Annotated in this window: 14 protein-coding genes; 8 read left to right on the top strand and 6 right to left on the bottom strand. The window is 38.4% G+C overall.

From position 1 onward, the window contains the following. The first annotated feature begins 791 nt into the window (after positions 1-791). The 5 genes from FXW07_RS09000 to FXW07_RS08980 all read left to right on the top strand — a co-directional run bounded on the left by FXW07_RS09000 (position 792) and on the right by FXW07_RS08980 (position 6642). Entirely contained in the window at positions 792-1451 is a 660-nt protein-coding gene (locus FXW07_RS09000) for a metallophosphoesterase (RefSeq protein WP_229395144.1), read from the top strand. A 567-nt stretch (positions 1452-2018) separates the two neighbouring features. Further along, complete coding sequence (locus FXW07_RS08995; RefSeq protein WP_229395143.1) at positions 2019-3251, top strand: MgtC/SapB family protein; 1233 nt, start codon at positions 2019-2021, stop codon at positions 3249-3251. Between the two features lie 302 nt (positions 3252-3553). Next, positions 3554-4051, top strand: a complete 498-nt coding sequence (locus FXW07_RS08990) for a hypothetical protein (RefSeq protein ID WP_229395142.1) — start codon at positions 3554-3556, stop codon at positions 4049-4051. Positions 4052-4459: 408 nt separating this feature from the next. Continuing rightward, complete coding sequence (locus FXW07_RS08985) at positions 4460-5179, top strand: site-2 protease family protein (RefSeq protein ID WP_229395141.1); 720 nt, start codon at positions 4460-4462, stop codon at positions 5177-5179. 451 nt (positions 5180-5630) lie between these two features. Continuing rightward, positions 5631-6642, top strand: a protein-coding gene (locus FXW07_RS08980) for an IS630 family transposase (protein ID WP_229395140.1) whose coding sequence is annotated in 2 segments (ribosomal slippage) — positions 5631-6115 and positions 6114-6642 — 1014 coding nt in all. Because the reading frame shifts where the segments join, the coding sequence is not laid out codon by codon here. On the opposite strand, the gene FXW07_RS08975 is transcribed toward FXW07_RS08980, so the two are convergent. The 3 genes from FXW07_RS08975 to FXW07_RS08965 all read right to left on the bottom strand — a co-directional run bounded on the left by FXW07_RS08975 (position 6643) and on the right by FXW07_RS08965 (position 10099). After that, positions 6643-7635, bottom strand: coding sequence for a DUF4062 domain-containing protein (locus tag FXW07_RS08975; RefSeq protein WP_229395139.1), 993 nt, complete (start codon positions 7633-7635; stop codon positions 6643-6645). It lies immediately after the preceding gene. Between the two features lie 628 nt (positions 7636-8263). After that, positions 8264-9415: a hypothetical protein gene (locus tag FXW07_RS08970; protein ID WP_229395138.1), complete on the bottom strand. Its 1152-nt coding sequence runs from the start codon at positions 9413-9415 to the stop codon at positions 8264-8266. Positions 9416-9886: 471 nt separating this feature from the next. Then, a complete protein-coding gene (locus FXW07_RS08965; RefSeq protein WP_048155026.1) occupies positions 9887-10099 on the bottom strand; it encodes a hypothetical protein in 213 nt (70 codons plus the stop codon). 810 nt (positions 10100-10909) lie between these two features. Between FXW07_RS08965 and FXW07_RS08960 the strand changes: the two genes are divergently transcribed. Together FXW07_RS08960 and FXW07_RS08955 are read left to right on the top strand one after the other, a co-directional pair. Then, positions 10910-13288: a PocR ligand-binding domain-containing protein gene (locus FXW07_RS08960; protein WP_229395137.1), complete on the top strand. Its 2379-nt coding sequence runs from the start codon at positions 10910-10912 to the stop codon at positions 13286-13288. A 300-nt stretch (positions 13289-13588) separates the two neighbouring features. Continuing rightward, positions 13589-14098: a flavin reductase gene (locus FXW07_RS08955; RefSeq protein WP_229395136.1), complete on the top strand. Its 510-nt coding sequence runs from the start codon at positions 13589-13591 to the stop codon at positions 14096-14098. A gap of 125 nt (positions 14099-14223) precedes the next feature. On the opposite strand, the gene FXW07_RS08950 is transcribed toward FXW07_RS08955, so the two are convergent. The 3 genes from FXW07_RS08950 to FXW07_RS08940 all read right to left on the bottom strand — a co-directional run bounded on the left by FXW07_RS08950 (position 14224) and on the right by FXW07_RS08940 (position 18250). Continuing rightward, positions 14224-16071: an ABC transporter ATP-binding protein gene (locus FXW07_RS08950; protein WP_229395135.1), complete on the bottom strand. Its 1848-nt coding sequence runs from the start codon at positions 16069-16071 to the stop codon at positions 14224-14226. Continuing rightward, on the bottom strand, positions 16058-17797 hold the full coding sequence (locus FXW07_RS08945) for an ABC transporter ATP-binding protein (protein WP_229395134.1): 1740 nt from the start codon (positions 17795-17797) through the stop codon (positions 16058-16060). The genes FXW07_RS08950 and FXW07_RS08945 overlap by 14 nt, the downstream gene beginning before the upstream one ends. Positions 17798-17869: 72 nt before the next feature. Continuing rightward, the gene (locus FXW07_RS08940; RefSeq protein WP_052727923.1) at positions 17870-18250 is read right to left on the bottom strand and encodes a MarR family transcriptional regulator; all 381 of its coding nucleotides are present in this window, start codon (positions 18248-18250) and stop codon (positions 17870-17872) included. 501 nt (positions 18251-18751) lie between these two features. On the opposite strand from FXW07_RS08940, the gene FXW07_RS08935 reads away from it, so the two are divergent. Then, positions 18752-19051, top strand: a complete 300-nt coding sequence (locus tag FXW07_RS08935; RefSeq protein WP_229395133.1) for a hypothetical protein — start codon at positions 18752-18754, stop codon at positions 19049-19051. Positions 19052-19068: the final 17 nt, after the last annotated feature.

The following is a 19068-nucleotide window of genomic DNA, read 5'->3' as shown; positions in this document are numbered from 1 at the left end:
GACTGGAACTGTACAGATCAGACAAGCATTCCGCATGTAGAAGGTGGAGTTGCGATGCAGATGTGGCTTATGAGTCATTTAGCGCCAATAAATGGACAGAATGCAGAGATGGTTTTATCTAACTTTAGTTATGTGCCATCTTAACTGAGGTGAAAGCCTCTTTCCTTTTTTAATTTTTAGATACGGCTCTCAGGGCACAACTCTTCCAATTTCAAAAACAAAATGAGACAAAATTAGCAAATTTTTCTGTTTCTACTTACTGCCCAGGATGCGCAGATTTTTTGAAAATAAATACTTTTTTCGGATAGCAATTTTTAAAACAGATCCCAATAATTTAATCTTGTAATCACATTTGGTGAATAAAGGATGATATATTGGTTTCTAAATACACGATATATAGTCACGGTTTCTAAATACACGACATATAGTCACGGTTTTTAAATACACGATATATAGTCACGAGGCTAAATAATGAAACTGTCCAATGAGGTACAATGACGTTTTTTGTTGCAACAATTACAGGCGTGACTACAGTTGCTTTTACCTTCTGCATAAAAGTTCAATAAATCCGCATTCATGCATCTTCGATTAAGTGAGTAATCATGACAAGTTGCGTCAATTCCCTCAATGTTTTTCAAATTTTTTTAGAAAAAAGGTGAAAAAAAGTTTATCAAAAAAATTCGACGCGATAGGGTCTCTTCGAATAGTCATGAGTGATATGACTTATACGAACAAACATGAATAACAGAAACCTTATTGATAATAGCTACTAATAACAGGACCTGATAAAAATGAAGATACTGGCTATTACTGACCCCCATGGAGATTATTCGAAAATAAAGGAAATGATTGAAAAGGCAGGAGATTTTGATCTTGTAGTTATTGTTGGGGACATTACCAATTTTGGGCCCGATGAGAAGGTTGAAGAACTGATGGAAATGTTTGACAGACCTGTACTTGCGATCCCGGGTAATTGCGACTATAGGAGCATTTTAAAAGCCCTTGACGCTTCTAAAGCTATTAACCTGCACGGAAAAGCCGAACAGATAGGAAATATCAGGTTTATAGGCCTGGGCGGCTCAAATCCCACCCCTTTCAATTCTCCCTTTGAGTTATCCGAAGACGAAATTGAAAAGGCCCTTGAAGGAATGGTCTGCTCTGCCGAAAACGACAAAGATTGCGGCACCATAGTGCTTCTGACGCATGCCCCACCTTACGGTGCAAGAGATGAACTTCCTTTCGGACACGTGGGCAGCACGGCTATCCAGAAATTCCTTGACCGGGTTGACCTGATCATCTGCGGACACATCCATGAGGCAAAAGGCCTGGAACAGGTTGGAAAGACTGTAGTGGTAAACCCTGGCGAAGCCTGTAAAGGCTCCTGCACCCTTATAACTCTCGGAGAAAAGGAGGAAAACAAGCCTATTGAGGTTAAATTTATAGAGGTGTAAAATAACAAGATTCAATAACATCCAAGCCTCAAGTTCTATTAGCTTCAGTCAGGCTTGGAAAATTTACCCAGGTAAAACCAGGTTTAGCTCAGGTATATCAGGTGTAGCAATTGCCTGAAAAAGTATTAGACAGGCCCTCAATACACTCTGAACCTTTTCTCTTTTCAGGGACTAAATTCATTACCGGGTAAATCTATACTATATAATTATATTTTATTTTAGCTCACTCTGTTTACTTTACCTTAAGGAGAAATCCATTTTGCTATCCACAATTATTCACTTACCTCCGTCGACTTGCTTTCTTTATTTACTTGCACAAAAAGCAAATAGCGTTTGATTGAAAGCGCTTTGAGGGACGGGAATAAAAGAGTTAAATGGTAGATGTCGGAGTAAATTGGCAGATAGAATACTTAAATAAGTTCTGGAAATATTAATAGAGATTTAATTGAAACATTAGATAGAAGTTTCTTGGAACTTGACTCTGAATTTTATAACTCGAAAAATTATAGAGGTTGAGCCACGGACATCATAGAGGATTTTGGTTTCGATCCGGTTTTTCTGGATTTCATGACAAAACTTGCCATAGCTTTTCTTATAGGGATAATGGTAGGTATAGAAAGGGAGCACAGAGGACTCGAACATGAAATTTTTGCAGGGGTGAGAACTTACAGCATAACCTGTATAACAGGTATGTTAGCTGCTTTCGTAAGCGAGGCAAAAGGGCCGGGTTTTGTTTACGTAGCTGCGCTCTTTTTCGGAGCAATTTGCTGCATAATCACTTATTCCAAGATATTTCTCTTTAAACGGATAGGAGTTACCAGCCCTATCAGTCTCTTTTTTATTTTCGTTATGGGAGTGCTCGTTGGCTATGATTATGGCCTGTTTGCTATTATTTCTTCAATAGTTGTGGCTTTTCTTCTGATCCAGAAACAGCCTCTTCACCAGTTCGCAGGAAACCTGACAAAAGAGGAACTCTACAATGCCATACAGTTTCTGGCCGTGACTTTTATACTTTATCCGGTAGTGCCGGATAGGGAATTTTACGGAATTATAAATTTCAGGTCTGCAATACTTATTGTAATTCTGGTTTCTCTTATCAGTTTTTTAAGTTATGTGCTCCTGAGAAAGTTCGGCACAAAGCGTGGGATCTGTTATTCGGGGTTTGTAGGAGGCTTTGTGAACAGTGAAGCAACAACAGCTGCACTAGCAGGTCTCTCAAAACGAGCAGAGGAAATGGCCGGTCCTGTGCTTACCGGAATTCTGCTTTGCAACATCTCCATGCTTATCCGGAATCTTGTGTTAGCATTGATCGTTGATCCGACTGGCCGGACAACTCTGCATATGCTTCCTCCCCAGGCAGTGATCATCCTTGCTTCCGTAATAATAGTTCTCAGGTATGACAAAAAATTCTGTCCAGTAGGTGGAGGAGAACTTAAAATCGAATCTCCTTTCTCACTCGGACAGGCGTTTAAATTCGGCTTTGCTTTTACCGTCATCCTGGTAGTAGGAAGTTTTGCTTATAAAGTTGCAGGGACTGCCGGAATTTACGTTACCGCCCTGGGCGCTCTTGTTAGCAGTTCGGGAGTGATTGTTTCGGTAACCTTACTTGCAATAAGTGGAAATATTTCCTATGCAACCGCAGCGAATACTGCAGTGCTTGCAAGCCTGATTAGCACGATTAACAAGATCCTGCTTTCGAAAATTTCCGGTTCCCCCACCCTTTTCGCCCTTACAAAGAAGACTTTCGGGATAATTACAGTTTTCGGGATCCTTTCTTTACTTTTGTGGAACTTCATGTAATAGGGTCTGACTTTTAAATCTCATACACGAGTTAAAAAATTTTTAAAAGTAGCAATTGCTAAAAAAACAAAAGTAATTGCTAAAAAAACAAAAGTAATTTGAAAAAGTAAAATAACATTTTTTCTGATATCGTTTTTATGGCTTTGGCGATTTAAGTCCCTCCAGGGTAAGAACAAATCTTATTTAGCTGGCTAAGCCGGCTATTTTGTGGGTTTTGCCTCAGGATATTCAATATTGAGATATTTGCAAGTTTATGAAAAAGTTTATACTGTAGGCAGTGCATAATATTTCACTGTGATAATATGGACGAGACAGATGCGATGGACGTGTATGTCTGTGCAGATCATAAGAAAGCGTTGAACGACAAATGTATTGAAATTGATTATAGTAAAATTTTCGAGAACAGTAAACTTTGCGATTGTGGCTCCGAGCTAAACGATGACACTGCCAGAGTTGTGCTTAAAGCAGTCGCTCGGGCATCTGAAAAATCGTCATCGACTGGCATTGAAACTGTACATATGCTATGCATCACGAAAACGGAATGTAAGAAGTGTGGGAAGGAGTATTTTCTTGAGTCCGCACAACCGATAGAGGAGCAAATACAGATTGCGTTCAGCGACTGCAAATATCGGATGTGCAAAACGTTTGATAAATACCTGGACCGTATTGACATCGATAAACAATATGAGCTGAAATATATTCGCTGCGAGTGTACACAAGCTGCCGAGGAAGAGCCTGCGCAACTGGACACAACGATGGACTTACATTCGGAGCCTATCCCAAAACCTATTTTATTCTAAATAACCATGAGTTTTCAGGATCATTTTAGTGATCAGGTCTTCAACTGACTGTTCCAGATACGAAATCCAAAATTCAAAAATTCAAAAATTCAAAATTCAAAAATCAAAAATTCAAAATCCAAAATTCAAAAATTCAAAAATCAAAAATTCAAAAATTCAAAAATCCAAAAATTCAAAAATTCAAAATTCAAAAATCAAATTTTGAGTTTCAGGATAGGCTCATCTATTAATTATTCGATGTACTAAAAACCCTTAATGCCCACAGGTCCTCATGGTGAACGAATAGGAAATGAATTCTACATTTTTGTACATGTTGAGTAAAGATCTGAATTTTAGAGATTCTTTAGAACTCAAGTTTAAAATATTAATTGTTTAATTTTATAGAAATAAAACGGAGTTGTTTCATCAATGCAGTCATCTTTTAAAATCGGAAACATAATGGACATACCTATCAAACTGGACACATCTTTCCTTCTGGCACTTCCGATATCTGCATATTTTTTTGCGATCAATTCACAGCCATATGGTTTTGTGGGAGTTGAGCCAACTGTAGTTAGATACGCTCTTTCTACTCTTTCTGCCATCTTCCTTTTTGTCTCAGTACTTTTACATGAACTTGCACACTCTTATCTTGCAAAACGTTATGGGGCAAATATTTCTAGCATTACTCTCCTACTCTTCGGAGGTGTGGCCTCTATGGAGATTCCACAGAAACCCGGACAGGAAGCAAAGATAGCTTTTGCAGGGCCTTTAACAAGCCTCATTATAGGTTTTATCTGCCTGTTCACATACAATTACGTAATATCCTCTAGCTCTGCGCTTTCTCAAAACCCTATATATCTTATTATCTGGGTCCTTGGATCAATGAACTTAGTACTTGGGATCTTTAATTTACTGCCTGCTTTTCCTATGGACGGCGGCAGGATACTCCGTTCACTTTTTGCCAGGAAAATGTCTTATGTAAAGGCTACTCATAGTGCAGCTTCCATCGGAAAGTTTATTGCTATTCTCATGGCGATTTATGGAATTTATACAGGTGATATCTGGTTTCCCCTGATTGCTTTCTATATTTATGGCAGCGCATCTAATGAGGACCGATTTTACTCAGAATTAGGTAGATCTGTATAATATTTAGTTAGGGGTTAGTGGATTTTGTCTGGGTCCTGGAATATGTGTGCTGGGCTAGCTGAAGGTTAGACTATGTGCTAAAGGCCCGACTTCAAGCTTTATCAAGAAGAAGGTATTTGAAGGCTTTTTGAAGTTATCATGGGACTTACGCAGTTGAACTGAAAAATCAACAGCATTAGACCATTAACCGTATGAAATGTGACTTTAATTCACAGTGATTGCCGTACTTGATTTTGTTTCTCAAGCGCGTAAGTCCTATATTATTTGTTTTGTCTGCCCATGACTGAGTTTAGCGGTTCAGTTGCTGGAATATTTTATATATCCCAAAGCTAAAGAGAAAATGTCAATTTTGTGATTGCCTAGAAACTGAGAATTTGTTATTTTTGATCTATAGTCATCGCATTATATAATACAACATTTATATATTTTGCATGATTATATTACATTAGTTATGAGTTTAGAGATGTTTACTACTTCTGATATTGCCACAGCTATCTGTTGTTCCTGTGACAACAATGAGAAGTTAAGACTTCAAGCATTATTGTTGGTTAAAAATGGTTTGAGTCCAGCTAAAGTTGCAGAAGATTTTTCAGTTCACCGTTCAACAGTTCATCGTTGGATGAAAAGATCTGAAGAAGAAGGTTTGTCTAGCCTTAAATGTAAACCTGGTAGAGGAGTAAAGTGCCATTTAACTGCAGAGCAATTTTCTGAATTAAGAAAATCACTCTCAAAACCTATCCCAACAGACGATGGTTTTTCTCGCGGTTGGCAAACAAAAGATGCAATTCAATTTGTCAGAGAGAAATTTGGGATATCTTATTCCAAATCAAGAATGAGGCAAATTATTAAAAATTTAGGGTTTAGTAAAATTATATGTAGACCTCAATCAAAAAGGCGAAATCAGGCATTAACAAACGAATTTATTGCTGAAATCAAAAAAAAGATTCCTAAATCCTAATCATTTATTCGTCACCCAGGATGAAAGTAGTTTTTATGTGGACTCAAACAGATCAAAATGTTGGGCAATAAAAGGTTCTAAGCCTATTAAATTTATAAATGGTTCAAAAGCCAAAATCAACATTGGAGGATTCTACACTGAAAATGGAGACTTTTATTGGTATGATTTAGGAATTAAAAAGAATACAGACTCTTTCATAAAATCACTAATCAAGTTTAAAAAAGAAATAGGACGAAAGATATTTCTTCTAATGGACAGAGCGCCGTGGCATAAATCAAAAAAGGCAAGGGAGTTCTTTCAAGAAAACAAATATTGGTTGCAAATATTGCTTTTTCCTCCAGCTACTCCAGATAGGAACCCAACAGAATATTGTTGGAAAATGACAAGAGAAGACTTAACATCAATAAAATCATTCAAGAATGTGAAAGTATTAAAGGAAGAACTAGAGGAGTTTTGGGAGAAACATGCATTCACACACAAAATGTCGCATTATTTAAAATGGTGACTATACATTATCCTCGTTAGAATTTATTAAATGGGGATATCGTTCAGGTCTTAACGAAATATCTAACTCGAAGTATCCATCGTAATATATACAAAGTCTATGGATAATATCTATTCGTTGTTCATCAAAGCCAACCTTTTTAAGGAAATCGTCAAAATCGTCAGTTTGACTATATGCGTTATAAATATCGTTTTTACGTATTTTAATTCCATCTTCTCTAGCTGTATCCATTATCAGCTTAGGAAAATAATGTTCAAAAAAAGTTTTCTTTTTCTTTGCATCCTCAAGCTTCTTAGATTCATCCCGAATAATCTTATCAAGATCTGGAGATTGCGCTTCCTTCATTAATGATTCTGTGTATTTTTTCAAAGTTTCAGAAATACTAGATAACTCGTCTATCTTTGCAGAAATATTTGACAACTCTTTTTGATCTTGTCTAGTTCTAAGATAATCTGCAAATAATCCTGCCCATTGATCTCTCAATACGTTAGAAATATCTTCAAATCTATCAAATTCATATATGGGATATATTTTTTGAGCATAAACTTGGTCAATAAATCTATAGACCCTCTCATCGTTAACATGGTAGTAATTAACTTTTTGTTTATTGCCTTTATTCGCTTCAAATGTTCTGTATTCAGCGTGTACATTTCTTTCAATAAAGACATATACTGGCAGGTTTTGTTCTAAAGCAGATCGGTATTCTTTTAATGTGACAGATTCGTGATCATCATATTTTTGATTACTATCCGAGCTTTCAGATGTTGATATAGGACTCCCATAGTGCCCACCTATTATTAAAACCAATATGTCACATTTTGCAACTTCCAGCACACAACATTCTGCAACGGTGCGTTTATGATCATATGGGATATCACCATACTCAAAAAGAACTGCCTCATATCCAAATCCATCAATGAAATTCTTAAGGCTATTTCTAATATGTTTTAAATCATAATAAGTAGAGCTTACAAAAATTCTTGGTTTTACCATTTACACCACCAGGAACCTAAAAATTGCCAAACTAACAAACTTAATTAGAAGAATATTCAATACTTCAAAAGTCTTTCTTTTTTTCGGAATTTACTATCTATTGGATTGTTTAAGATGGTGTTCTTGGGATATTTGTGCTAAGCCGCTTCGAGCATATCATCAAAGCCCTTCTAGACAAAAAGCGACGCTGCAATTATTATAGTCAGAAGCAAAAATAACAAACTACCATTCGTTTCAATACCTGAATAAATCAAACACTAAACAATGCGCAGCTAAATAAAGTCCCCATATACAAAGCCAAAAAATCTAAAACGAATCGAGGGAAATGAAAGCGCGATAAAATTAGATAGTAAAGTAAACCGACACTGATAAAGTACATAAACCATTTTATCAACTCTTTACAGAGTGGATCACCAAAATTACAAGCTAGCAACAGACCAAGTACAATAAGATATGTTTGAAATAATTTCTCTTTTCGCTCAGTAACCTCTTTAGATGGATAGCCTAACAAATAACGAGATAGCCACTTAAAAGCAGATCCGATTTTAGACAATACAATCACTTAATATTATAACTTTCTCCATAGTTTATTTATGTTCGGTAATCGTCTGGCCAGCTTAAAGTAGAGTTACTCTCTGTTTTTCTCGAAATTTAATTTAGAAACAAGGTCTCTTTTTAGTTTTTTTAATCCTTCTCTGTCATTGCGATATAAAACATACCTATGATGTCTCAAGTCAAAAGGTATATCGTCACCGTTTTGGATAATCGGAAGTACGGTTTTCCCTAGCACATGCGCGACTCCTGCTTCATAAAAAACGTTTGGGTTCTTACCCGTAAAATCTACGATAACAATAGAGGATCGGAATATTAGTTCAAATATATCCTGAATTATCACGCTGTGATGCCAAAAATCATCTGCTTTATGACAAGACATTCCAACTTCATAACATGCATCGTTTATACATCCATACACATCGCTAAACTCGGCTGAGAAAGGCATCATTACAGATACACAATTGAGCACATTAGATTTTTTAGGAATTTCGAAAACAGAAGGTGTAATCTTTATTTCCTTTTTTTCATTCTTGTTGATTTCACCTAAATATATCTCTTGTGTTTCTTTTTTCTTCTTGATTTCCAAATTATATTGCTTCAACATCTTATTAAAGTCGTTGATTGCAAGTTTTAACACTGGTTCTTTCTCTTCTTCAGGAGATTCAGGAGATTCAGAAGATTGAACTGTCTTATGTGAGAACTCTATTGTACTCTCATAGGAAACTTGGACTATAGTATTTGAAGGATCGGTCTCAACAGTAACCAGAGGTATTATCGGAGATGAGGTAAGGTGTGCCTGGGGTGCAGTCATTATAGGAATAGTATCTCCCCTGAAAATCGGCCTTTTTAAGAGACACCATTTTATAATCTCATTTGCATCTTTCCCAAGCTGAAGTTCAAATATTCTCTGCGTCATGCCTTCTGGAAACTCAAGAACAAGTTTTTTTGCCTTTGTGGCTTCAACCTTTCTGATGGTTACCTTCTCTCCTATGGAAACGTCTGCATTTTGCCGGATGAAATTATCAATTCTCACAAACCCCTGGTCCCAGTCCTGCATGTTAGTAGCTCCCCAAACTATTGCCGCGGTCTTTTTCTTTCCTCTTATTTCCACAATGTCGCCTGGCGAGATCTGGAGCTTCAGCAAGGTTGTAGGGTCAAGTCGAATAATTCCTATCCCACGGTCGAAAAGAGATGCATCTTCGACCTTCAACTGTATTTCTTCCATAGGTAACCGCAAAAATAAAGTTATTATCTACATTTATTTGTTTCTAAATTAGTTAAATAGGCGACAAAGTAACAAACTTGGTTTGCTTCAAGATACTTGGCACAACCCAACCGTGGCTCCTTTATTTTCGCCTGAAAGCTTAAAAAGCGTTATCAGAAAAAAGCAGTTATTCAAAATGCCCATTTCTTAAAATTATCTAAGGTTAAAAAAGGTTTTTGGGAAAAAGAATCTAGCTACCCGCGAAACTTCGAATCAATTTATATCTGTATGGAAGTTTTCGCTGTATGTCACTTCTTTATCCGATTTGGACACCTGATCTGGTGTGCAAATACTTAACTAAGCGGCCAAATATCCAGTTAAGTTCTTAGATACTCAGTCCGATTTACTATTTCTCAGTTAGTCCTTTTTGTCGTCGTGCAGTGTTTTGTGATTTCTATTTCTTTAATTCCTGCTCGAAAGGCAGCAAGCTCTTTATACGAGCTTTATCTCATACCAGTCCGAGAGTTCTGCATCAAGAACCCCTTCATGGACCATCTTCTCGATCTCGTTTTCAACTTGTCCGTAAGTGAACTTATAGTCGTATGAGATTGCGGAGATGACATCCGGACTATGGCAGAATCTGTTCGGAAACGCATTATTGAACATTGCTACGTTTTCGAGGATCAAATTCCTTAGTCTTTCCATTTTTTATCACCTCTTTTTATTGTTTTTAGTTTTCTCTTCATTTCGGTTCGATTTCTCTTCTCCTCAACCACTATATTTGCACATCAAATATATAGAGATTGTCCTAATACACTATATAGACAAAGAATCTTTAGATTATGCACCATAGCTATATAGTTAAAGATGACAGGCCGAAATTTGGAACCTGGATATTTTAGCCTGGATTCGGCAGGTTAACGCAACTAGAGAGATATATTTTCATATTCCTCTCCCATGAGACTCAATATTTTCCAGTGAATTTCTTCCATATTCAGTATAATCGATGCACTAGGATAATTAATAAATCGTGAAATATATAAATAACAGCTTTCTAATTCTGACAAAAGTTCTTTATCTAAAGGCTTTTATTTAGTTATAAGAGATTTTCTGTCTTTATATTTCCAAATTTAACTATTATTTTATCCGCAATAAATTCTTTAACAATGTCAATGGCATATTTTATAAATTTATAATATTTTGTTAAGTCTATAGTTTATCTCAGCTATGCAAAAGAAAAAAAGTCAAAAAAGAAAGAAGGTCAAAAAAGAAGAAGGTCAAAAAAGAAGAAGGTCAAAAAAGAAGAAGGTCAAAAAAAGAAGGTCAACTTAGATAATGTATCGATGTGAACTGATTGTAATAGATACTCTAATGTTGACAAATACAGTGAATGCAAATGATGCTTCATTACATAATAATTAAAATTATATTAATATAAAAACTAAAATATTGATTTATTCAATTATCATTAAAATCAGGCATTTTGTTGCATAAAAGAGGGAGAGCAGGGGAATAATGACAGCTAAAATGGAGCAGTCTCAGGCAATAAACCCGAATCCTGTGATCAGTGTGGCAAAGGATGGCACAGTGCTTTACTCTAATGAAGCGGGAAAGCCTTTATTGCATGAGTGGGGCGTGAGAGTCAGAGAAAAATTGCCTCCACATATCAAAATTTTCGTTCACAGGGTAATTTCCCAGGAAGTTAGTGAAAAAATAAAAATCAAAGTGGGGGAAAGAGTATACTTTATTATTTTTCATCCCTTGCCTGAACAAGAATGCGTAAACATTTACGGATTTGATATAAGTGAGAGTAAAAGGCATGAGGGAAAACTCCAGGAAAGTGAATCTCTGGAGATGCCACATCTGGAACTTGCCAATATTATTGATGTCCAGGCTATCCAGTCCATGATGGAAGATTTCTATAAGCTTGCTAACATTCCAATAGCCCTGGTTGACCTCAAAGGCAATGTTCTGGCATGTGCCGGGTGGCAGGACATCTGCACGAGATTCCACAGGGTTCACCCCGAAGCCTGCAAACACTGCATGGAAAGCTACATAAAGCTATCCTCGGGTGTTCTCCCGAGAGAATTTAAGCTAAATAAATGCAAAAATAATATGTGGGATATAGCGACTTCCATTATTGTAGGCGACCGGCATGTTGGCTATGCCTTTTCAGGGCAGTTCTTTTTTGAGGATGAGCCTGTAGACTATGAATTATTCCGAGCCCAGGCCAGGAAATATGGCTTCAATGAGCAGGAGTACATAGCAGCGCTTGAGAAAGTTCCGAGGTTGAGCCCGATAGCTGTGGATATATGCATGTCTTTTCTTACGACATTTGCCAATATGGTGTCGCAGCTAGGCTACAGCAACATCAAGCTGTATCAATCGCTGGCTGAGCGTGATGCTGTATTGGATGCATTGCAAGAGAGTGAAAAGCGTCTGTATCTCCTGAGCAACAACCTGCCAGAAAGCGCTGTATATCAGTATGTCCTTGAGCCCGACGGCAGTACCAATTTCTTATACTTCAGCACAGGTATCGAGTGTTTGTTCGGCATCAGCATGTCCGATTTGCTGCGTGATCCCAACACACTGTACAGGCACGTTCCTCGTACGTACTTAGACCAGCTTGTCGAAGCCGAAGCACGCAGTGCCCTCGAATTATCAGATATTGATATGGAATTATCTGCACAGCTGCCCAACGGCCAAGCTCACTGGATACGGTTGCACTCCCGTCCGCGCAGGCTGCCCGATGGCCGAACAATCTGGGACGGTGTACTGACTGACATCACCAAGCTAAAACAGGCTGAGGAGGTGCTGTGCGAGAGCGAATCACGCCGTAAGGTTACCGAAGCTGTCGATACTGAGCGGAAGCGGTTCTTTGATGTACTGGAGGCATTGCCGATAATGGTTGCTCTATTAACACCTGACCATCGCATTGCCTTTGCAAACCGTTGTTTCCGTGAGAAGTTTGGCGAATTAGGCGATAAACATTGTTTTGAGTATTGTTTTGGGCGTAACGAACCCTGTGAGTTCTGTAAAGCATATAACGTACTTGAAACCGGTAAACCCCATCATTGGGAGATCACCATGCCGAACGGAAGCATGTTTGATGCTTATGACCTTCCGTTCACAGACGTTGATGGTTCTCCCATGATCCTTGAGATGGATATCGACATCACCAAAAGAAAGGAAGCTGAAGAAGCTCTTGCAAATATTGAGACTGCTCGGAAAAAGGAAATCCATCATAGAATAAAGAATAACCTTCAGGTAATTTCCTCTCTGCTGGACCTTCAGGCTGAACAGTTTAGAGATAGAGAGGATATTAAAGATTCAGAAGTTCTGGAAGCCTTCAGAGAAAGCCAGGATAGAGTAATATCTATGGCTTTGATACACGAGGAACTGTATAGAGGCGGCGGATTCGAAACACTAAACTTTTCCCCTTACATTCAGGAACTTGCTGAGAATCTTTTATTAACATACATGCTTGGAAATTCCAATATCACCTTAAACATGAATCTGGAAGAAAACGTTTCTTTTGATATGGATACTGCAGTTCCATTAGGAATAATTGTCAATGAACTTGTTTCAAATTCCCTAAAACATGCATTCCCTGACAGAGAGAAAGGAGAAATCCAAATTAAACTTAGTAGAGAGGAAAAAGAGTGTATAAAAAACATAAACGAAGTCTGGAAGCGCACTAACTTCATTCTCACTGTTTTAGATGACGGAATAGGCATTCCTGAAAATCTTGAAATTGAAGAGCTTGATAGTCTGGGATTTCAGCTTATAACTTCCCTTGTAGACCAATTAGATGGGGAATTTGAATTGAAAAGGAATAATGGCACAGAATTCATTATGAGATTCACAGTAACAGAAAAAGATAATCTGGCTTAAGCTGGTCTAAAATCACAATAAAATAGATGAAAAATTAAGTGCGGGGAACAGGTATCTTCAAAAAATGCCACGCTGTTTTGTAAAGAGTTCATCCCAAAACCAATTTTATTCCCACATCAATAAGAGTTTCAGAATTATTTTTCAGGACCATAATCTCTTATTTGTAATCCAGAATACGATATTCAAAGAAGCAATTTTGCGTTTTGGGATCAGCTCTATATATCAGCTCTATATATCAGCTCTATATAAAAGATATCACCAATTCAAATGTAAATAATGCAGCTTAAAAGGAGACAACATATGGACACATTCCAACCATTGAAAGCAGATGCATTTGATTTTAGTCCATTTCGGATGATAGGAAAAGAATGGATGCTAATTACAGCAGAGAAAGAAGGAAAGGTTAACAGCATGACTGCCTCATGGGGCGGGCTTGGTGTAATATGGAATAAAAACGCTGCATTTATTGTAGTACGCAAGAGTCGTTATACAAAAGAATTTATTGATGGTTCGGATAATTTCTCAATTTCTTTCTTTGACCGTGAAAAATATGGAAAAATGTTGACTTATATGGGTACGGTATCAGGAAGAGATGAAGACAAAGTGAAAAAATCTGGTTTGACAATAAATCATTATGAAGGAATTCCTTATTATAATGAGGCTTCCAAGGTTTTGGTCTGCAAAAAAATGTGCTGCCAGCCAATCAACCCTGAAAGCTTTGTGATGGAGCAAATTGATGAACAATGGTATGCGGATAAGGATTATCACGACCTTTATATCGGAGAAATTGTCGAAATTCTTACACGCTAAATAGCGTATTTTTTGAATCGTTTATTTCAGTCGAATACCCCGCTAGCTTGCTGCGGGGTGCACCATCGCAACTTTGATTCCACAAGGCAGAGCAAATGCCTGTCATTGTTGAACCACCCGACTACTTATATTGCCATGCCTTTTTTGAACTGGCTGTTGTAAAGGTTGGCATAAAAACCGCCCGAAAGAAGCAGTTCGTTATGTGTGCCTGTTTCTACGACTCTCCCTCCGTTTAAAACGATAATTTTATCTGCGTTTTTGATGGTAGAAAGGCGGTGTGCGATGACAAAACTTGTTTTTCCGTGCATCAGTTTGAGCAGAGCACTCTGAATAATCAGCTCTGTCCGTGTATCAATTGAAGAAGTCGCTTCATCCAGTATCAACACAGAAGATTGTGCGATCATTGCTCTCGCAATGCTGAGTAATTGCCGCTGTCCCTGTGAAAGGTTGCCGCCATTGTCGGTAAGGATCGTATCATAACCCTGTGGCAACTGCATAATAAAGTCATGGGCATGTGCCAGCTTTGCTGCCTGTTCAACTTCTTCGTCCGTTGCTGTCAGCTTGCCGTAGCGGATATTCTCGCGTATGGTGTCTGAGAAAAGGAAAGTATCCTGGAGTACCATTGAAATAGACTGCCGCAGACTCTTTCTAGTAATGGCATTTATATTCTGTCCATCAATATAGATTGCTCCGTCATCAATGCCATAAAACCTGGTGAGAAGATTGATAATGGTTGTTTTGCCTGCACCCGTCGGTCCCACAATGGCAATCGTCTGACCTTTTTCCGCAGAAATTGTTGCTTCTTTAAGTACAGGCTTACCCGGTATGTATGAAAAATTAACGGATTCTATTTCCACGTTGCCTTCAATGTTTTGAATGTCTCTGGCATTATCCGCGTCCTTTTCTTTTTCTTCGTCCATTACCTCAAACACTCGCTCTGCACCTGCAAGGGCTGACTGGATAGTGCTGAAAAGGTTGAGAATGTTGTTGATCGGCTGGGTAAAATTGCGCATATAGAGCAGGAAAGAAAATATTACGCCGACAGTGATTCCCGCAACCCCCTTTATTATTAAAATGCCGCCGCAGACCGTGATAACCAAATAAGTCAGATTATTAATAGTGTTATTCACCGGTCCCATAACGCTGCTTATCGCCTGTGCTTTCATAGAACTGGAGACAAGCTTTTCGTTGATCTCTTTGAAGTGACCCTCCACTTCCTTTTCTCGGGAAAATACCTTAATAACTTTTTGGCCGGAAACCATTTCCTCTATGTATCCGTTGAGCCGTCCAAGCTCAGATTGCTGCTCTTTAAAAAACTTCTGTGACTTTACGGCAAGGGCTTTTGATGTAAAGAACATCAGAGGCATTGTCAGCAGCCCGATCAGTGTAAGCAACGGGCTGAGCAGCAGCATTGCTACCAGCATACCGACAACGCTGACGACACCTGAAAAAAGCTGCACGACACTCTGTGAAAGTGTAAGGTTGATATTGTCAACATCGTTTGTCAGGCGGCTCATGAGGTCCCCGCTTGAATGAGTATCAAAATACCTGAGGGGCAACTTTTGCAGGCTGCTGAAAAGATCGCTCCGGATATTGGCCGAAGTTTTCTGAGCAACACGGATCATCAGAGAATTCTGCATGTAAGTAGAAAAAACCGAAACAAGGTAAATGAGAATCATGACAATACAGATGCGAGCAAGTCCGGCAATATTTTTTTTAGATATGAACTCGTCAACCGTGTACCCATTTAGTTGAATGCCGATAATTGTAATCAGCGTTGTAACAAGGGCACAGAAAAAAACGATGAGCAATGTGCGCCGCCATTTGCCAAGGTATATAATAATGCGTATGAGTGTTCCCTTAACGTCCTTGATTTCTGTTTTTTCCCTGTGAAGAAAAGCGCCTGGTCCTCCTGCCTGGCGGCCTGTAATATTATGAGGTATATCACGAGGCATCACGTTATTCTGCGGCATTCAGGAGCACCTCCTTGCCAAGCTGTGAAACGGCTATATTGCGATATACTTCGTTGCTTTGCAGTAATTCTTTATGGGTACCTTTTGCAATAACACTGCCATGGTCAAGCATCAATATTGTGTCCGCGTCCATAACACCGGATATACGCTGCGCAATGACGATTATCGTGTTTTCTTTCATCTTTTTTGCAATTTCAAATTGCAGGCGTGCCTCGGTCGAGAGGTCAACTGCACTTGTGGAATCATCAAAAATCAAAATTTTTGGCTTTTTCAGAAGAGTTCTTGCTATGGAAAGGCGCTGTTTCTGCCCACCTGATAAGTTTTTTCCTCTTTGTTCAACTTGACTTTGTAATTTGTCTGGCAGAGCCTGAATAAAATCTTCTGCCTGAGCAGCTTGAAGGCTATCCCATATTTCTTCTTCGCCTGCTTCTTCATTGCCAAAATTCATATTTTCTTTAACCGTCCCCTGAAAAAGGACGTTTTCCTGCAGCACGATCCCGATACTGCTACGCAGGTGCTGTACTGGTATGTCCTTAACATCACACCCTCCTATCAGGACCTGTCCACAGCTTACCTCATAAAGCCGCGGAATCAGGCTTACAACTGAGCTCTTTCCCGAGCCGGTAGCTCCGATAATGCCTATTGTCTGCCCTTCCTTAAACAGGAACGACAAGTTTTTCAGAACATATTCTCCACTTTCGCCGTATCTGAAACTGACGTTCTTGAACTCAATGTCATAATTCTCTGGCAATATGGGAGAATTGCACTCCTTAATACTCGTTTCGCAATCCAAAACCTCTTTTATACGACCTGATGATGCCTGTGCGCGTGAAATGTTTATAATCATATTGACAAGCATTATAAGAGAGTTTGTTATCTGCACAAGGTAATTGACAAACGCCATTATCTTGCCTGTTTCAATATTTCCGGAAACGACCATATTGCCTCCGAACCACAGGATGGCAACAATGCTCAGATTCATAACCAGAGTAGCTATCGGCATCAGTGTAAAGGTCAGGTTCTGTGCTCGTATGCTTTTTTCTGTAAATTCCGTATTTACTTTACCGAAAAGTGCATTCTGTTTGTCTTCTAAATTAAAGGCTTTTATAACACGTACACCCAGCAGATTTTCACGCATGACGGTATTAACTTTGTCAAGCCAGAGCTGCATCTGCGTGTAAAGCGGCACCGATTTCATCATCACAAATACGACACAAGTGATGAGAATAGGCAAAATGATGCAGAAAACAACGGCAAGACGGGGACTCAGTAAAAAGGACATAAATATGCCGCCAATGCACAACAATGGTGAACGCACCATGCCACGCAGCAACATGAGAAACATGTTCTGAATTTGCATTACATCGTTGGTCAGCCTTGTAATAAGCGACGATGTTTTGAAATGGTCAATTTCCGTATAGGAAAGCGATTGTATTTTATGAAAAAGCTCTTCTCTCAAACTGCCAGCTAACATTACAGATGCAAATGAGGCGAGCACACCGCAGCCTGCACCGCCAATTAATCCCGTAAGCGCACAAAGCACCATTTCGAAGCCTGTCGATAATATATATCCCAGGTCTCTGTTTTGAACTCCTATATCCACAATATTTGACATAAGCCTTGGTTGTTGAAGGTCCATGAAGACTTCTATCAACATAAAAAGAGGAGCAAGTAAAGAACAAATCAGAGCTACGCCCTTAAGATTTTTTTTAATAAGTTGAAACATAAATGTATCCTTTTGCTGTTTTGTAATTATTCAAAATGATAACGTTATCCCCATTTTCTACAACTGCAGTGATTATTGGCAACATTCCTCGCTACAATCTTTCGGTTCTTTCAAGTCCAGCGTATCAAGACTTTTACACAGTTTTGAGGTAATTGCAAGCATCTTTTCGATTTCTTCTTCCGAGATTTCTCTGAACACGATATCTGTAAATTTTTTCATGAATTCTTCTTCGGACCTGACAGTATCTTCAACAATTTCCCTGCCTTTATCTGTCAGGTAGATGTGCATTGACCTCTGATCCTTTTCATCTCGTTTACGCAAAATAAGGTTAAGTTGCTCCAGCCTTCCGAGTGCTTCCGTCATAGACGAAGGGCGCATATCCATTTTTTTCGCAAGGTCCCGCTGGATAATTCCTTCATTTTTCGCGATTAGCTGCAGCAATTTTGACTGCATGTGGAATAGACCGTGTTTGTGGTCCGCCTTATGAGAAAAACGGTGCATTTGCTTGCTTAGGCGGTTCAACGTATTATACAGCTGTATCACATTCTTATTCCGCATTTGACTACGTCCACACTGTTATTTAAGCACCTAATATATTTAGGTACCTAAATATCAGTATCGCAACGTTATCTTACAGTGTCAACAATAATGTCTGGCACTAAATAAAATTTTTAAAAAATCATTACGTTGTTGAATGCGGTTTAAGCTTCGATATAAAAATACCAGTTCTTCGCATCTTGTTAAATTGTCTGATCTGATTTTTGGCTCTTCGCTGTTTTGTGTGGCTATCCTCATAATGTCCTCATAAAAATAATTTGGTCTTGAATTGAAAATGGTCTTATACATGGGAAATAGCGAAGAGCCTGGAAGTTTAAGTTTTCGGAACACGGTTCATAATACTTTAATGAATAGGTTGAAGCTGTCAGAACTGCTTATAACCGCCATGAAACAAACATGATGTCAATGAAGTCAATAACGGAATACAACCAGAAAATACAGCCAGGAAATACAGCCAGAAAATACAACCAGAAAATACAACCAGAAAATACAACCAGAAAATACAACCAGAAAATACAACCAGAAAATACAACCAGAAAATACAGCCAGAAAAGAAACTTCTCCACAATTTGCTTGGGAAGTATGCCAGTTTTTAAATTAAGACCTGTTCCGGACTTCTCAAATGTGGGCCTTGTGAAGATATATTTCACATTTCACAATTTATGGGCAGAGCAAAAAACAAGAAAAGGGAAATAATCCCTGTCAATTAACTC

The sequence above is a fragment of the Methanosarcina sp. DH1 genome, assembly GCF_020804205.1.
In the GTDB taxonomy this organism is placed as follows: Archaea; Halobacteriota; Methanosarcinia; order Methanosarcinales; family Methanosarcinaceae; genus Methanosarcina; species Methanosarcina vacuolata.
The sequence above is the reverse complement of the archived record's forward strand: the minus strand, read 5'-3'. Positions and strand labels throughout refer to the sequence as shown.

Bases quoted from the DNA above. Each gene is read 5' to 3' on its own strand.
- FXW07_RS08960 (WP_229395137.1), top strand. From the start codon at position 10,910: ATGACAGCTAAAATGGAGCAGTCTCAGGCAATAAACCCGAATCCTGTG.
- FXW07_RS08975 (WP_229395139.1), bottom strand. From the start codon at position 7,635: ATGGTAAAACCAAGAATTTTTGTAAGCTCTACTTATTATGATTTAAAA.
- FXW07_RS08955 (WP_229395136.1), top strand. From the start codon at position 13,589: ATGGACACATTCCAACCATTGAAAGCAGATGCATTTGATTTTAGTCCA.
- FXW07_RS08970 (WP_229395138.1), bottom strand. From the start codon at position 9,415: ATGGAAGAAATACAGTTGAAGGTCGAAGATGCATCTCTTTTCGACCGT.
- FXW07_RS08940 (WP_052727923.1), bottom strand. From the start codon at position 18,250: ATGCAGTCAAAATTGCTGCAGCTAATCGCGAAAAATGAAGGAATTATC.
- FXW07_RS08965 (WP_048155026.1), bottom strand. From the start codon at position 10,099: ATGGAAAGACTAAGGAATTTGATCCTCGAAAACGTAGCAATGTTCAAT.
- FXW07_RS08935 (WP_229395133.1), top strand. From the start codon at position 18,752: ATGATGTCAATGAAGTCAATAACGGAATACAACCAGAAAATACAGCCA.
- FXW07_RS09000 (WP_229395144.1), top strand. From the start codon at position 792: ATGAAGATACTGGCTATTACTGACCCCCATGGAGATTATTCGAAAATA.
- FXW07_RS08985 (WP_229395141.1), top strand. From the start codon at position 4,460: ATGCAGTCATCTTTTAAAATCGGAAACATAATGGACATACCTATCAAA.
- FXW07_RS08990 (WP_229395142.1), top strand. From the start codon at position 3,554: ATGGACGAGACAGATGCGATGGACGTGTATGTCTGTGCAGATCATAAG.
- FXW07_RS08950 (WP_229395135.1), bottom strand. From the start codon at position 16,071: ATGCCGCAGAATAACGTGATGCCTCGTGATATACCTCATAATATTACA.
- FXW07_RS08995 (WP_229395143.1), top strand. From the start codon at position 2,019: ATGACAAAACTTGCCATAGCTTTTCTTATAGGGATAATGGTAGGTATA.
- FXW07_RS08945 (WP_229395134.1), bottom strand. From the start codon at position 17,797: ATGTTTCAACTTATTAAAAAAAATCTTAAGGGCGTAGCTCTGATTTGT.